Source organism: Vibrio sp. Vb1755, from assembly GCF_033338635.1.
GTDB lineage: Bacteria > Pseudomonadota > Gammaproteobacteria > Enterobacterales > Vibrionaceae > Vibrio > Vibrio alginolyticus.
The window spans coordinates 1-15014 of record NZ_JAWOTA010000006.1; the positions used below are offsets into that span (position 1 = coordinate 1).

Consider the following 15014-nt stretch of genomic DNA (forward strand, 5'->3'; position numbering starts at 1 on the left):
TGGTGATTTCTCCAATTGATTTTCCGGTGTAGCGGTTTCCGACGTCTCGGAAAACCAAGTAGTTCTCTCAAAGTTACTTTTATTAACGGCGCATGCCCTGTTTTCTTTAGAGAAAATTTTGGATTTTTTTGAAAATAATTCGTTTGGAGGGGGAATCGTGACAAAGCGGATAAAAAAGCAAAAAAACTTTCATTTTTCGCTAAAGCTTCTTTTCGAATTGTCGATACAGGCAGGTTTTACGTTAAATTCGGGCAAGGCCGTTCATCAGCCAAGTAAAGTTAATGCTAGGTTGGGCGCTTGTTTTGCTTGTGCAAGAATAGAAGTACTGACCTGCTGCAAAATCTGCTGCTTCACCATTTGCGTGGTTTCTTTCGCGTAGTCAGTGTCTTGGATACGACTGTTGGAAGCAGCTAAGTTTTCGTGGATGTTATCGAGATTATTGATCGCGTGATTAAAGCGGTTTTGATACGCGCCTAACTCCGCACGACTGCCATCTACCGTTTTCAAAGCATCATCTAAAATGCCGACCGCCATCTGAGCGCCACCGACCGTGCTAATATCAATACTATCTACCGTTCTATTTACGGTGACATACTTGCCAAGTTCTAACTCATCAGCCAGGCCACCACTGAAGGTTGGTCCAGGGTATTTTATGGCGTCCTTGTGGGACATGAGTAACTGCAGTTGCCCCTCCTCATTAACAGACGCTTTCACTTTATCGGTTTGCCCATTAATGTAAGTCGCGAGTTCTTCTATATCGTCGCCAGCTTTAGCTTCAATACGGATCTCCTGCTCTTCAAAATTGTTATCACGGTAGCTGATAACAATTTCATTATTTCCGTTTTGAACCGTCCAATCTGAACTGACTCTTTGATATGAGCTCATTGAAAAGCTACCTAAAGATTCCGGCTGCATGGTCCGCAGGCCAATTTGTACCGCTTCACCAGCCGTTGCTCCGATTTGAAAAGACGATGTACCGAATGTGCCATTCAGCAATTTACGTCCACCAAAAGATGTGGTTTCTGCAATACGACTTAACTCATCATTTAAAGCAGACACTTCTTCTTGCAGTGCAGTGCGCTCCGCTTTGCTGTTTGAACCATTGGCTGACTGTAGCGACAAATCACGCATACGTTGCATGATATTGGTCACCTCATTCATCGCGCCTTCCGCAGTTTGCATGATGGAAATGCCGTCATTCGCGTTGCGAACCGCAACATCTAAACCACGCATTTGCGATTGCAAGCGGTTGGAGATTTGCAGACCCGCAGCGTCATCCTTTGCGCTGTTAATACGCTTCCCTGAAGACAAACGCTCCATGGATTGGTTCAGCATGTCAGTTGCACTGGTCAAATGACGCTGTGCGACGAGTGCTGCCACATTGGTATTAACGGTGATCGCCACGAGACACAGACTCCAAATAAATTAAGGCTTTGGATACTTATCGACCAAGTAACAGAAAAGTTTAGTGTTTTTTGAAAAGAGATTGGAATAGAAATAGAAAACAAAAGCCCTCTAATTGGAGGGCTTAAGAAATAAAGTCTGAGAACTTACTTGATGGCTAGCTCTGCGAGCATTTCTTGCGAAGGAGCGAAAAAGTACGCACCTGTTACCGCTGTTGTGAAACGAAGCATTTGGTCTGTTTTACCATCTGTTACGCCGTACATACTTTCTAGCATCACTTTAATGTTATGAAGTGTATTGCAGTAAGAGATGAACAACAGACCGTGAGCTCCGGTCACCGTCCCGTATGGTAAGCTGTGGCGAACAATCTTCAAACCTTTACCTTCTTCTTTGATATCAACTCGACCAACGTGTGATGCAGCAGGAACGTCTTCTAGCTCGATAGAGTCTGGCTTGGTACGACCAATCACTTTTTCTTGCGCTTTGACATTCAATCGATTCCAAGCGGCAAGGTTATGTTCAAAGCGCTGAGCCATAACATAACTGCCTCCAGCAAATGGGCCCTCTTTTACTAGAGCCACATCAGCGCGAGCCTCCCCTTTCGGGTTTTCTGTGCCATCAATGAAGTCTGTCATATCACGAGCATCAAGGTAACGGTACCCATATGTTTCGTCCACAATGGTGACATCTTGTGCCGTCTCTTCTAGGAACTTACGCAGAACATAAAAGTGCAAGTCGTGACGAGTAGAGTGACAGTGAATCAGCACATCGACATCCGATGCAGGCGCTACGATGTCCCCTTCGCCAAGTTGAGTAAAATCAATAAGCTCTTCTGGCGCGTCTACATTAAGGTGTTCCCAAAACGATTTTGTGAATGCGATAGAAAGCGTCAGCGCTGCACCCGGCTGGGTAATGTTTAACTCTTCCACCAACTTTGGCAGTGCTTTCAGTTTTTCTAATACGTTTTCACGGTTTTGGTTCACTTTGAGTTGAGTGTACAGTGCAAATGGCCCGGCTTCTGGCACGATCGCCGTTTGAGCTTGTGACATTGAGGTTTCCTCTATTACTTTGCCCCAGAGTGGGAAGTTATTGTTTTTAATTCTTTGAATGCTGCTGTTCATCGTGCGCCAATTGTGGCACATGAAAACAGTCTTTTACCCATCTTCCATTTAGAAGATAGATCATAAACCAAGCTAATAAGGTAATGGTAAGGGCGTTTGCCCAATTAAACACTCCATGTTCTAGGTACACATGATACATGGTCTGAGCAAGTTGAATACCGCACAAGATCAAAGTGATCTCGCGACCATAGCGAGTAATTCTGTTTACCCATCCTCTGTCGGGATGACGAAGCCCCATTAACCACATAAGAAGCAAACTTGGAATGCCCATCGCCAAACCTAAATACAACGTACTTGAATCTGGGTAAACAATAGCGAGTAGCTTGCTGCCACTATCACGACTTACACCAGCCATGGCAAACACCACCCATGAACGCACAAGAAACATCCATCCCACCCATAAAATGATCGGCGCCTTTAAAAATCCATGAGCGTCATATTGGTCAAACGAATAGCGCACAACATCTTCTTCTTTATGTGATAAAAACGTCACTTTAACCTATCGTTTCAGAGTTGCAAGCCAACAAAGATGAGAACTGAAGTTCATTTCAGCACCTTACACAGGTAAACTAAACAAAGATTTACAGCGACGTTGATGAGAAACATGAAAAAAAGAACTCCAGCTACCCCAGCGCCTTCTCAAGAAACTCAAGCCGAAGCGATGAGAATTGCCAAATCCACGCAGAAACCGGGGCAAACCAAAGAGCAAACCAAGCTTATCGCTCAAGGTATCGAAAAAGGCATCGCGCAATATAAGAAACAACAAAAAGAGCGCAACCGCCAAGCCGATAAAGCGAAGAAAAAACAGCAACGTGAAAAACAACGTCAGCATGAAGAGATTATCGAACAAGACAATATCACCGACGATGCGCCAAACCATTCATCAAGCAAACTGCCTTGGACACTACTTGTTCTGAGCTGGATTGGCTTTGCTGCTTACATAGTATTGGGGAAATAGCTAATGAAACGCCTGTTACTTGGACTTTTTGTCGTGCTTCTAACGGGTTGCACGATGCCTTCTCACCTTACTCATGCTCAAAGTCAAGATGTTCATATTCGCATTGACGCGCAATTCAACCCTGAGCGATGCGAATACAAAGGCGAAGTCACCGGAAGTGAAGGCCATTGGTATAACTACATTTTCATGACTAATGACGCAATGATGCAAGGCGCGATGAACGATTTAAAAAACAATGCAGCGGCTATCGATGCGGACACCGTTTTTATGGTTTCCCCACAAGATTTTATCACTTCATTTAGCGTACTGGGTTCCGCCTACCGCTGCAATGGATGAGGCCTGAATATGAAAAAAGCCAGCAATTGCTGGCTTATGCACGAAATCCAAGACTGCTAGCGATATCTCTCTCCCGCTCTAGAACCCATTGGCTATCAAAAGGCCCCCAATCTGAAAGTTGATAATAGCCGTCATTATGACGTCGGCCATCTTGAACAAATATGAGTTCAATGCCGATCCCAGGTAACGCCTTGAGTACATCTTGAATAGTACGACGAGGCCACCCCGTTTTTTCGATCAACTTTGGCACATTCGGCCTTTCTAGGTTTTCCACCAACAAGGCCAAATATAGCCGCCTTGCAAAAACAGGACTCAATTCCATTGACACCTCCTAAAATTGTGCTGATTCATTATTTCGTTTTTGCTCAGCGAGGTGTTGCGTTTGATCAATAACTCGACTTTTCCATTTGATTTAGACGAATTTTTATTCGATTTATAGCGCATTCATCGTAAATAAGTTATGTGACATTAGTTATCTCAATCTATCTGAAAATATTTTCCACCGCATTTTGTCAGTTTGATTGCTTCTTGATAGGATGCTTTAACAGCCCAAATCACTTAAGTGCGTCTTAACCGCGCCAGTGAAAAATAGAACAAAGAAAAAGGAAACACTATGTCGATTACCATGTTTGGTATTCCCAACTGCGATACGATCAAAAAAGCCAAGAAATGGTTAGAAGCCGAGGATATTGCTTACGACTTCCATGACTACCGTAAGCAAGGCATTGATGCAGAAATGGTAAGTGAATTTTGTCGCGCTTTAGGTTGGGAACAGGTGCTCAATAAACGTGGCACAACCTACCGCCAATTAGCGCAAGAGCAGAAAGACACACTTAACGAGGAAAACGCCATCGCTCTTTTGGTAGAAAACCCTGCGATGATTAAACGCCCAATTTTAAAAGTGAATGATCAACTTCATATCGGTTTTAAAGCTGATCAATACGCTAGCATTTTCAACTCTTAAATAAAGGAATACTCAAGGATGACAGACAGTCCAGTATTGGCACTTGCTAAAGATCTGATCAGTAGACAGTCCGTAACGCCGGAAGACGCAGGTTGTCAGGATTTGATGATCGAGCGCTTAAAAGCACTCGGGTTTGAAATTGAAGTGATGGTATTTGAAGACACCACGAACTTCTGGGCTCGACGTGGTTCAGAAGCGCCGCTATTTGCGTTTGCTGGCCACACCGATGTGGTACCAGCTGGCAAATTGGAACACTGGAATACACATCCGTTTGAACCGACCATTATTGATGGTTACTTGCATGGCCGCGGCGCAGCTGACATGAAAGGGTCGCTAGCTGCTATGGTCGTTGCTGTCGAACGCTTCATTGAAGAAAACCCAGACCACAAAGGCTCAATTGGCTTTTTGATTACGTCAGATGAAGAAGGGCCATTTATCAATGGTACCGTTCGCGTTGTAGAAACGTTGATGGAACGTGGTGAGAACATCGATATGTGTATTGTTGGTGAACCATCCAGCACCGACGTGGTTGGCGATGTAGTGAAAAATGGACGCCGTGGATCCATCACTGGTGATTTAACGGTAAAAGGAACACAAGGTCACGTGGCCTACCCTCACCTAGCCAGCAATCCAGTGCACGAGTCTCTACTCGCGATTCATGAACTCGCGACGACAGAATGGGACAAAGGGAATGATTACTTCCCACCGACTAGTTTCCAGATCCCGAATGTATCGGCTGGCACTGGTGCGTCTAACGTTATTCCTGGCGAGTTCCATGTTCAGTTCAACCTACGTTTTAGTACTGAGCTTAACAATGACGCAATTGTTCAGCGTGTTACCGAAACATTGGACAAGCATGAGCTGGACTACGACCTAAAATGGACATTCAACGGTGACCCATTCCTGACCGATACGGGCGCACTGCTAGACGCGGTTGTAGCTGCTGTGGCCGAAGTCAATGATACGAAGCCAGCGCTACTTACAACTGGCGGTACGTCTGATGGTCGTTTTATTGCTCGAATGGGAGGTCAAGTCGTAGAGTTAGGCCCTGTTAACGCTACGATTCATAAAGTGAACGAGTGTGTGAAAGTCGACGATCTTGAAAAGTTGACGGACATGTACGAAAACACGTTGAAACACCTATTGGCGAAGTAATCAGCGAGAACACAATGACACCAGAGCAACTCACCGGAATCACTGATTCCCATCTTCAATCCACACTAGTGGGGCAAAAGGCATTTATGCTTCACCCTAAAGTAGTCAATGACTTATTGAAGATGATTAATGCCGCAACCGAAGCAGGTTTCAAAATGGAAATCGCCAGTGGTTTTCGTGACTTTAATCGCCAAAAAGCCATCTGGAACGGGAAGTTTTCTGGTGAGTTGCCAATTCTCGACATAAACTCCCGCCCTTTGAATAAAGCAGAGTTAAATGACGAAGAGAAATTGATGGCCATTTTGCGCTGGTCGGCATTGCCCGGAGGAAGTCGTCATCATTGGGGTTGTGATTTTGATGTCTATGCGCGCAATTTATTGCCTGCTGACACCAAACTCAAGTTGGAACCTTGGGAGTATCTTGAAGGCCACCAGCAGGCGTTCTACCAATGGTTAAAAGCCAACCTTGGTCGGTTCGGTTTCTTCTTCCCTTATCAGCATGATTTAGGTGGCGTTTCGATTGAGCCTTGGCACATTAGTCACCGCGCTGTCGGGCAGCAATGCCTCGAGCAGTTGACGCTTGATGTACTCAGAAGCCAGTTGATTAAACAAAATCAGACCGACAACATTGCAGGGATTGACGTCATACTGAATAATTTGGATAACGTCGTTGCCAAATTTATTCACAATATCACGCCGCCGGAGGCTCTATGATAGAAATACTAACCAATCCTTGGGTCATTATTATTGTAGTGTTGAGCGTGGTCATTGGTAATATTGCCGCACTCAAATATACCGCAAAAATGAAGTTTGGTCAGATGGATAAAAGCCGTAAGAACGATTTAGATAAGCTGAACACATTGGATAAACAGCGCTACGCTGAAGAAGATAAAAACAAAAACGAGCCTCGTTAGTTACTCACCAGCTTCATCTCGACACATTTAATCTAAACATCAAAAAAGGGACCACTAGGTCCCTTTTCTATCATTAAGTAAACACGCCGCGTTAAGCTCGCTTTGTTTACTGCTTCACTGTTGCAGCCAATACAGGCGCTAGTGATTTCAAAAACTCTTCTTCTACTGGCTTGCCAGAGGAGTCGGTGATATTGATAGACGTACGGTTGCCTAAATCACCAAGTAAGAATGTGTACTTACCAGCGGCTAACTCCACTGGTTTAACGCCGATATCGTTCCAGAATTCATCATCCGGAGACGCATATTTCGCAGTGATTGTGCCCTGAGACTGGCTACGCTCTTCAATCTTAAAGCCCATCTTAGGTAGAATATTAGGCAGACGCTGCCAAAGCATGTTGTATTGCGCACGCGCGATAATCACTGGAAGTCCGCTGCGGTCTTTACCCATTGTGATTGGGATCTGTTTAACCAACTCTTGCGCTTTACGCTGTGCTTCTTCACGCACTTCTTGATCGTAGCGAGCGGTGACCAAGTTCGTCATGAACACATTGTAGCGCTCACGGTTGGTCGCCGTTACTTCTTTCACTTGATTGCCTTCACGCCAGTCAATAAGGCTCACCTTAAAGCCGTGTCGACCATTTGCTTCAGCGCGTACGATTTCATATCGGCTGCCAATTTCTAGCTCTTCATCTGGCGAATCCCAAGTCACCCATCCTGTCTCGATGCGAGAGTCTGTTTGGCTTTCAACTGGAATCTCGTTGGCCGCGACCATGTTTTGCACCGTTTGCCAAACTTTATCTAGTTCATCTTTACGAAGTAGCCAAAGTGTCACTTCACCATCACTACTGCGGTCTAGACGTGCACCGGGAATAAGCTCTAGGACTTGTTGAGGTGGACGAATGTCGACATCTTTACCGACACCACCAGCGTAGTTACCCTGAGGGATCTCGTAGTTAGGGTAAAACTGAGGCTGTGCACCCTGTGGGACATTCCACTCACCCAAATTGGGGGAGTTCAAATACTCGAAGTCATCTTTTGCTTGACGACGTTGATTGGCACCACCTGAACAGGCAGTCAATACGAATACAGCTAATGAACTTAACACTAACTGGCTTGAAAGCTTCATCTATACTCCTAAAACACCGAGGGCGCTTTGGCCCCCAGTATGAACTTCAATCCTAGTAACTCAATCTTAATAGCTCAATCTTAATAAATATGGGCGTCTGTTAGCGCCTGCTCGACGATCGGCTGCGATTTTTCAGAAAGCGTAGTTAAAGGAAGACGCAAACCACCTTCTTCAATCAAACCAAGCTTTTGCGCTGCCCATTTTACTGGGATAGGGCTTGCTTCGATGAAAAGGTTTTTGTGTAGAGTCATCAAGCGTTGGTTAATCGCTTCTGCTTCTTCGTACTTACCTTCACTTGCCAAATGGAACATGTCTGCCATGTCTTTAGCTGCAATATTGTTCGTTACCGAGATAACACCATTGCCGCCAAGTTTCACAAAATCCAGCCCTGTCGCATCATCGCCACTTAGTAAGATAAAATCTTCGCCACAAAGTTCACGATGAATTGCAATTCGTTCCAAATCGCCCGTTGCATCTTTTAGAGCCACGATATTATCAAGCTTTGACAAGCGTGCCACTGTTTCTGGCTGCATATCAACAGCAGTACGGCCTGGTACGTTGTACAAAATTAGAGGCACATCACTCGCTTCGGCAATTGCCTTGTAATGTAAAAACAAACCCTCTTGAGTTGGTTTGTTGTAATACGGTGTCACACTCAGGAAGCCAGCAATACCAGAATCAGCCAGTAATTTGCTAAATGTTACTGCCTCATGGGTAGCATTTGCACCCGTGCCAGCAATCACAGGGATGCGACCGTCGGCAAACTCAACAGTTTTATTAACGACCTTTACATGCTCTTCAATGGTCAGTGTCGCTGACTCACCTGTTGTGCCTACTGCCACAATACCGTCTGTACCCGCTTCAACGTGGTACTCTACTAGCTTTTGCAGACCGTCAAAGTCTACTTCGCCATCTGCTTTGAATGGCGTAATCAGCGCTACGATACTTCCTGAAAACATGTTTATCTCCCTCATTTAACTCTTTCTGCATGGTACTGTAATGCGATTGAAAAACACAAGAGCGTAAACTCGCTTACAAAGTACAAATGAATGAATAATTATCAGTTGTTAGAGGTCTAGCAACTTAATTGCTCTATTTGGTTTGATTAACGGCAATATTGATAATCGTGTTGGGCTTTCGAGTGACTTTAGAATCTATCAGTGATTTGGAAAATACTGAAGAGCACAAGCAAGGAAAATATACTCTCTGGTCTTGTTAGCCAAGTCAGATCTAAGTGAATAAAACGGCCAGACAATAGGCAAGCACATCATGCAAACGTTTTGTTTATCCTATAGCCTGCATTTACTGTTTATTTCCCACCACTCCCCTCAAGCTCCGACTGCTTTTTTATGGACTAAAAAAGAACTGGCTCGATATTTCTTCGCAATATCTGTGCTAACATCTCTCTATTGAAGAAAGGACAAGAAGCTCATTTATGAAGCAACATCTGGTACTTACAGCAGTTGGAACGGACCGTCCAGGCATTTGTAACCAAGTCGTACAGCTCGTTACTCAAGCTGGTTGTAACATAGTCGATAGCCGTATCGCTATCTTTGGCAGCGAATTTACGCTGATCATGCTCCTGACTGGGAACGCCAGCAGCGTGACTCGAGTTGAAACGCAATTGCCCCTGCTTGGCCAAGAACATGACCTTATTACGATCATGAAACGCACAGCGGCGCACGAACTGCTCGATAACAGCTACACCATGGAAGTGTTTATTGAGTCTGAAGACCGCCCTGGGTTAACTGAAAAATTTACTAAGTTCTTCGCTGATCAGCAGATTGGTTTAGACTCTCTTAGCGCGCAAACCATCAGCAAGTCGAAAATTCAACTCGATTCTGACCAGTTTCACATTGCGATTACTGCATCTGTAAGCGCGGATTTTAATTTGATGCAGTTACAAGAAGACTTCGATGAACTTTGTAAGTCGCTCAACGTACAAGGTTCTCTGAATTTCATTAAAAACACACTATAAAGTAAAGGAAATCAAAATGAATACGCTGACAGCAGGCTCGCCAGCGCCAGCCTTCTCTTTGCTCGACCAAGACGGAAATACCGTTTCTCTTGAAGACTTTAAAGGCAAGAAAGTACTTTTCTACTTTTACCCTAAGGCGATGACGCCGGGTTGTACTACACAAGCAAAAGGCCTTCGTGACATCAAAGCTGAACTCGATGCACATAACGTGGTGGTACTCGGCGTAAGCATCGACCCTGTAAAGCGCCTAGGCAAGTTCATCGAGCGCGATGATTTAAACTTCACTCTGCTTTCTGATGAAGACCATGCCGTTGCTGACCAGTTCGGCGTTTGGGGCGAAAAGAAATTCATGGGCAAAGTATACGACGGTCTTCACCGCATTAGCTTTCTGATCAATGAAGAAGGCGTGATCGAACATGTGTTCAACAAGTTCAAAACCAAAGATCACCACGAAGTCGTATTAAACTACTTAAACGAAAACGCTTAAACGCTATTGTTTTTCTACAAACAAAAAGCCCAGCAAACTGCTGGGCTTTCTTTTAACCATCGTACCTTTGGTAACAACTACTCTTGTTCGACAGGTTCGTTTTCTTCCGTGCTTGGTAATGCATGCCATACGGCTTTGACTAATGTCGCTAAAGGAATGGCGAAGAACACCCCCCAAAAACCCCACAGCCCACCAAAGACTAATACAGCCACAATGATAGCAACTGGGTGTAAGTTTACTGCCTCGGAAAACAGAACAGGAACCAACACATTACCATCCAGCGCCTGGATAATACCGTAAGCAAGCAACAACCAATAAAACGGAGGCGTTAAACCCCATTGGAACAAACCAACGATAGCAACAGGTACAGTAACAGCCGCCGCACCGATATAAGGAATCAAAACCGACAGACCAACGGCTACGGCAAGCAACGCCGAGTAACGAAGATCTAAAAGGGCAAAAGTCACGTAGCTCACACCGCCCACGATTAAAATCTCTAACACTTTACCGCGAATGTAATTTGATATCTGCTCGTTCATTTCATGCCAAACTTTATTCGCCAATTTACGGTTTTTCGGCAGAATACCGCTTGCGATTCGCAGCATTTCTTCTTTGTCTTTAAGCAAAAAGAAGATAAGGAGTGGCACTAAGATCAAATATACCGCTAGCGTTGCAATGCTAACTAATGAAGCAAGCGACCCTTTGACGACACTTTCACCCAGCCCCAGTGCTTGGTTTTTGGCGTTCGTCACCACGGTTTCTACTATTTCTAAATTGGCTAGTTCAGGATGGCGCTCTGGCAATGTGACAATAAACTTTTGTAGCCCGTTGTACATGTTCGGAATATCGTTAATTAGATTACCGACCTGAGTCCAAATCGTCGGAACCAAGCCAAACAACGCAATTAACATTAACCCGACAAAGACCAAGATCACGATAATAACCGACAAAGTGCGCGGCACGCCCATACGACACATTTTGACAACTGGCCATTCAAGTAGATAAGCCAAAACGATCGCGACAAGTAATGGCGCAATCAAGTGTCCAAAGAAGTAAATGGTGATAAAGCCAAACAGCAAGATCGCGACGAGACTTACTGCGTGAGGGTCAGAGAAACGTCGTTTATACCAACGACTAACCATTTCAAACATCTTATGCGGATTCCTTATTGAAGACAGTCAATGTGTAGTGCTCTGATGTAGATTGGCAATCAACCGAGTACCCTTGGGCACTAAGATAGTTCACAATGTCTCGTTTAGAGCTGTTGTCCACTACTTGAATGACAAGTTGATGATACTGCTTTGCTTCTCCTTGAAAGACCTCAGCAGCATGACGCTTTGCAAGTAACAGTGCCATAGGACAACGTTGCTCACGCAAATCAAGTAACATGGATTCCATTGTATTGCTCTGCACTTATGATAGGGTTGTATTGTAACGGCTTTTTGAGCTGGTGCTAGCACTTCTGACATGATTTAACCACATGCTGAAATAGCTCGGATGTAAAATAATTTACGAAACCAATTCATTTATTTCCGGTCTTACTGTTAGCTTATATCCTCACGGATAACCAAAACGTATGTGGCGCTGTTAATAGGCTCTCGACCTGTAACCACATGCTTATGTATTTTGGAGAACCTTTTAAACGTATGTTAAAACGCACTCGCTCGCTAGTTTGCTTATGTCTTGCTGCTGCCATCAGTTCGCCGACAACTTATGCCAATAGCATTGACTTGCCAGACATTGGCACAGCTGCTGGTGGCACGCTTTCAATAGACCAAGAGTTGATTTATGGCGACGCCTATATGCGTATGCTCAGAGCCAGTAAACCTATCGTTAATGACCCTGTCATCAATGAATATATTGACTCTCTTGGGCACAAATTAGTGGCCAATGCGAATGATGTAAAAACGCCGTTCCACTTCTTTATGATTCGCGACCGTAATATCAACGCGTTCGCATTTTTTGGTGGCTATGTAGCGCTGCATTCTGGGTTGTTTCTTCATGCTCGTTCAGAAAGTGAGCTGGCCTCTGTTGTCGCTCACGAGATAGCGCACGTCACACAACGTCATCTTGCTCGGAGTATGGAAGAACAAGCACGCCGCTCTCCGGCCACATTAGCCGCACTTGCGGGGGCACTACTGCTTTCAATTGCCTCACCCGAAGCGGGGATGGCTGCAATTACAGCAGCAACCGCGGGCAACATGCAAAGTCAAATCAACTACACTCGTGCAAACGAAAAAGAAGCGGATCGCTTTGGTATTTCGACACTAGCAAAAGCCGGTTTTGATGTTCAAGCAATGCCAAGGTTTTTTGGCCGTCTTGCTGATGAGTATCGTTATGCGAGTAAACCGCCACCAATGCTCCTGACTCACCCTCTGCCTGAAGATCGAATTACCGATAGCCGTGCGCGAGCAAGAACCTATCCTCCAATGCGTGTTGTGCCTTCAATAGACTATCATCTAGCTCGCGCGCGCATTGTGGCTCGTTACGCTGGCATTGATGGACAAGCCGCCCTGAGCTGGTTTGAGCGAACTCAAAAGAAAGCCTCTGCGGACATTACACCTGCTTTTGATTATGGTCGAGCACTCGTGCATTTAGACAATAAACGCCTATCTCAAGCGGAACCAATTTTGAAAAAGTTACTGGAACAAGACCCAAGTAACCCGTTTTACTTGGACGCTATGACGGATTTATATATCGAGAAGAAGCAGCCAGAAAAAGCGACCGAGATGCTCCGTAAAGCGTTATCTCGTAACCCTCAAAATAAAGTATTAACCATTAACTACGCCAATGCGCTACTTGAGGACAATAAAAACGATCAAGCCACGCGAGTTCTTCAAAGATACACTCATGACTATCCTGAAGATACAAATGGCTGGCACCTAATATCGAAGAGCTACCACGCGCTAGGGCGTAGCGATGAAGAATTGGCTGCTCGAGCGGAAATTTTGGCATTGCGAGCAAATTGGAATAAAGCGATTCAATATTATAGTGAAGCAAGTAAAATGGCCAAGTTGGGCAGCTTAGAGCAAGCGCGATACGATGCCCGTATCGACCAACTCATGATCCAAAGAGATCGATTCATGGCATTACAATAACGAAATGGAGAAAACCATGTCAGTCGTGATTTATCACAACCCTCGTTGCTCAAAGAGCCGTCAAACACTTGAACTGCTTGAGCAAAATGGTGTTACACCGGAAGTCGTCAAATACCTAGACACACCACTTAACGTGGATGAACTAAAAGCGCTGTACGCCCAGCTTGGCTTTTCATCTGTACGTGAAATGATGCGCACTAAAGAAACTGAATATAAAGAGCTTGGCTTAGGCGAAGACTCCGTCAGCGATGAGCAATTATTCGAAGCAATGGCGAAAAATCCAAAGTTGTTTGAGCGTCCGGTAGTCGTTGCCAACGGCAAAGCAAAAATTGGTCGCCCACCAGAGCAAGTGTTGGATATTTTATAAATGGATTGCCAGATCCTTATTTTGTATTTCAGCCGTCATGGCTCGACAAAACAACTGGCAAGACAAATAGCAAGAGGAGTCGAATCGACTCCTCAATGCCAAGCAATTTTGCGTACAGTTGAAGAATTGTCACCTCACTCACACTCCCCTTCTGATCCAATTGTTACTCTAGAGGAACTGAAAACGTGCGACGGTCTAGCGTTTGGCAGTCCCGTCTGGTTTGGCAACATGGCTGCGCCTTTAAAGCACTTCTGGGATCAGACTACATCTTTATGGGTCAGTGGTGACTTAATCGATAAGCCTGCTTGTGTCTTTACCTCTTCGTCCTCGATGCATGGTGGTCAAGAAACAACGTTACAAAGCATGATGACCCCTTTATTGCATCACGGGATGATGGTTTTGGGCATTCCTTATTCCGAGCCAGAGTTACACACTACGCAGTCCGGAGGCACTCCGTATGGCGCCAGCAGTGTAGGCCATGAGGCAACCCTAAGCAGTGAAGAGATTCGCCTGGCACAACAATTAGGCAAAAGGCTGGCAACTGCAGCGTTAAAACTAAAAGTCTGTTAGTAAAATCAAGGATAGTTAATCGATGTCTGACTCTTTAGACCAAACACCACTCGGTACACAGGCTAAAACCTATCGTTACCTGGCTTTATTTGGCAACTTAGCCTTATTAGCCTGGGTCGCTATTTGGCAGCTTGCGTTATCCCCTCACCCTCACCTCAGCAGCACAACACTTGCTATTGCTTGGTGTATTCCGCTACTACTTCCGTTACCTGGTATTTTAGCTGGTAAGCCTTACACTCATGCTTGGGCTAACTTTGTTCTTATGCTGTATTTCTTGCATGCGCTGACCATCCTTTATGTGGATGGGGGTGAACGCTGGCTTGCGGCAGTGGAACTGATACTGACTTCACTCGGTTTCGCTGGCAATATTTTGTTTGCTAGAGCGAGAGGCAAAGAGCTAGGTCTTAAGTTGAAACGCCTCTCTCAAGTAGAAAAAGAAGAAAAAGCGAAATTCAATAAATAACGCCAATTGCAGTCAATCACTGATCATTGGTTCGAATACGAATTTAGAAAACAAAAAGAGTCGCTATTGCGACT

At 44.9% G+C, this 15014-nt stretch carries 20 protein-coding genes; 12 read left to right on the plus strand and 8 right to left on the minus strand.

All coding sequences use genetic code 11. The annotated features are described in order from the left end of the window. Nucleotides 1-264: 264 nt before the first annotated feature. From R7E00_RS07660 to R7E00_RS07670, 3 genes are all read right to left on the minus strand, one after another. Nucleotides 265-1404, minus strand: a complete 1140-nt coding sequence (locus R7E00_RS07660; RefSeq protein WP_005380443.1) for a flagellin — start codon at nt 1402-1404, stop codon at nt 265-267. Nucleotides 1405-1550: 146 nt separating this feature from the next. Further along, nucleotides 1551-2453 (minus strand): Dyp-type peroxidase, encoded by a 903-nt coding sequence (locus R7E00_RS07665; RefSeq protein ID WP_262606230.1) that lies wholly within the window; start codon nt 2451-2453, stop codon nt 1551-1553. A gap of 46 nt (nt 2454-2499) precedes the next feature. Beyond that, complete coding sequence (locus R7E00_RS07670) at nt 2500-2985, minus strand: DUF2919 domain-containing protein (RefSeq protein WP_025768263.1); 486 nt, start codon at nt 2983-2985, stop codon at nt 2500-2502. A gap of 144 nt (nt 2986-3129) precedes the next feature. Here R7E00_RS07670 and R7E00_RS07675 point away from each other — a divergent pair, with 144 nt between their 5' ends. Together R7E00_RS07675 and R7E00_RS07680 are read left to right on the plus strand one after the other, a co-directional pair. Further along, complete coding sequence (locus tag R7E00_RS07675) at nt 3130-3483, plus strand: DUF2956 domain-containing protein (protein ID WP_169630860.1); 354 nt, start codon at nt 3130-3132, stop codon at nt 3481-3483. A gap of 3 nt (nt 3484-3486) precedes the next feature. Further along, nucleotides 3487-3819 (plus strand): DUF4156 domain-containing protein, encoded by a 333-nt coding sequence (locus tag R7E00_RS07680; RefSeq protein ID WP_025768262.1) that lies wholly within the window; start codon nt 3487-3489, stop codon nt 3817-3819. A gap of 34 nt (nt 3820-3853) precedes the next feature. Here R7E00_RS07680 and R7E00_RS07685 read toward each other — a convergent pair whose 3' ends face one another. Next, nucleotides 3854-4141, minus strand: a complete 288-nt coding sequence (locus R7E00_RS07685) for a winged helix-turn-helix domain-containing protein (protein WP_005380433.1) — start codon at nt 4139-4141, stop codon at nt 3854-3856. A 291-nt stretch (nt 4142-4432) separates the two neighbouring features. Here R7E00_RS07685 and R7E00_RS07690 point away from each other — a divergent pair, with 291 nt between their 5' ends. The 4 genes from R7E00_RS07690 to R7E00_RS07705 are packed head-to-tail and all read left to right on the plus strand — an operon-like array spanning nt 4433 to nt 6851. Beyond that, nucleotides 4433-4783, plus strand: coding sequence for an ArsC family reductase (locus tag R7E00_RS07690; RefSeq protein WP_005380431.1), 351 nt, complete (start codon nt 4433-4435; stop codon nt 4781-4783). A gap of 18 nt (nt 4784-4801) precedes the next feature. Continuing rightward, nucleotides 4802-5938 (plus strand): succinyl-diaminopimelate desuccinylase, encoded by a 1137-nt coding sequence (gene dapE / locus R7E00_RS07695; RefSeq protein ID WP_005380429.1) that lies wholly within the window; start codon nt 4802-4804, stop codon nt 5936-5938. 14 nt (nt 5939-5952) lie between these two features. After that, nucleotides 5953-6651 (plus strand): M15 family metallopeptidase, encoded by a 699-nt coding sequence (locus R7E00_RS07700; RefSeq protein ID WP_025768261.1) that lies wholly within the window; start codon nt 5953-5955, stop codon nt 6649-6651. Further along, entirely contained in the window at nt 6648-6851 is a 204-nt protein-coding gene (locus R7E00_RS07705) for a DUF2897 family protein (protein ID WP_005380425.1), read from the plus strand. The genes R7E00_RS07700 and R7E00_RS07705 overlap by 4 nt, the downstream gene beginning before the upstream one ends. 106 nt (nt 6852-6957) lie before the next feature. Here the strand turns inward: R7E00_RS07705 and bamC are convergent, their stop codons facing one another. Next, nucleotides 6958-7977, minus strand: coding sequence for an outer membrane protein assembly factor BamC (gene bamC / locus R7E00_RS07710; RefSeq protein WP_005380424.1), 1020 nt, complete (start codon nt 7975-7977; stop codon nt 6958-6960). Between the two features lie 80 nt (nt 7978-8057). Continuing rightward, a complete protein-coding gene (dapA, locus tag R7E00_RS07715; protein WP_005380422.1) occupies nt 8058-8936 on the minus strand; it encodes a 4-hydroxy-tetrahydrodipicolinate synthase in 879 nt (292 codons plus the stop codon). Nucleotides 8937-9412: 476 nt separating this feature from the next. Here dapA and R7E00_RS07720 point away from each other — a divergent pair, with 476 nt between their 5' ends. Next, on the plus strand, nt 9413-9955 hold the full coding sequence (locus R7E00_RS07720) for a glycine cleavage system protein R (protein ID WP_005380420.1): 543 nt from the start codon (nt 9413-9415) through the stop codon (nt 9953-9955). Between the two features lie 16 nt (nt 9956-9971). Beyond that, nucleotides 9972-10442 (plus strand): thioredoxin-dependent thiol peroxidase, encoded by a 471-nt coding sequence (gene bcp / locus R7E00_RS07725; RefSeq protein WP_005380418.1) that lies wholly within the window; start codon nt 9972-9974, stop codon nt 10440-10442. Nucleotides 10443-10519: 77 nt separating this feature from the next. Here the strand turns inward: bcp and R7E00_RS07730 are convergent, their stop codons facing one another. Both R7E00_RS07730 and R7E00_RS07735 read right to left on the minus strand, forming a co-directional pair. Continuing rightward, nucleotides 10520-11593, minus strand: a complete 1074-nt coding sequence (locus R7E00_RS07730; RefSeq protein ID WP_005389843.1) for an AI-2E family transporter — start codon at nt 11591-11593, stop codon at nt 10520-10522. A 1-nt stretch (nt 11594) separates the two neighbouring features. Further along, nucleotides 11595-11831 (minus strand): sulfurtransferase TusA family protein, encoded by a 237-nt coding sequence (locus R7E00_RS07735; protein WP_005380414.1) that lies wholly within the window; start codon nt 11829-11831, stop codon nt 11595-11597. A gap of 257 nt (nt 11832-12088) precedes the next feature. On the opposite strand from R7E00_RS07735, the gene R7E00_RS07740 reads away from it, so the two are divergent. The 4 genes from R7E00_RS07740 to R7E00_RS07755 are packed head-to-tail and all read left to right on the plus strand — an operon-like array spanning nt 12089 to nt 14940. Further along, nucleotides 12089-13540 (plus strand): tetratricopeptide repeat protein, encoded by a 1452-nt coding sequence (locus tag R7E00_RS07740; RefSeq protein ID WP_005394337.1) that lies wholly within the window; start codon nt 12089-12091, stop codon nt 13538-13540. Between the two features lie 16 nt (nt 13541-13556). Then, complete coding sequence (gene arsC / locus R7E00_RS07745) at nt 13557-13907, plus strand: arsenate reductase (glutaredoxin) (protein ID WP_064368710.1); 351 nt, start codon at nt 13557-13559, stop codon at nt 13905-13907. Continuing rightward, nucleotides 13908-14477, plus strand: coding sequence for an NAD(P)H:quinone oxidoreductase (wrbA, locus tag R7E00_RS07750; RefSeq protein ID WP_005380409.1), 570 nt, complete (start codon nt 13908-13910; stop codon nt 14475-14477). A gap of 22 nt (nt 14478-14499) precedes the next feature. Continuing rightward, on the plus strand, nt 14500-14940 hold the full coding sequence (locus tag R7E00_RS07755; RefSeq protein ID WP_005380407.1) for a DUF2069 domain-containing protein: 441 nt from the start codon (nt 14500-14502) through the stop codon (nt 14938-14940). Nucleotides 14941-15014: the final 74 nt, after the last annotated feature.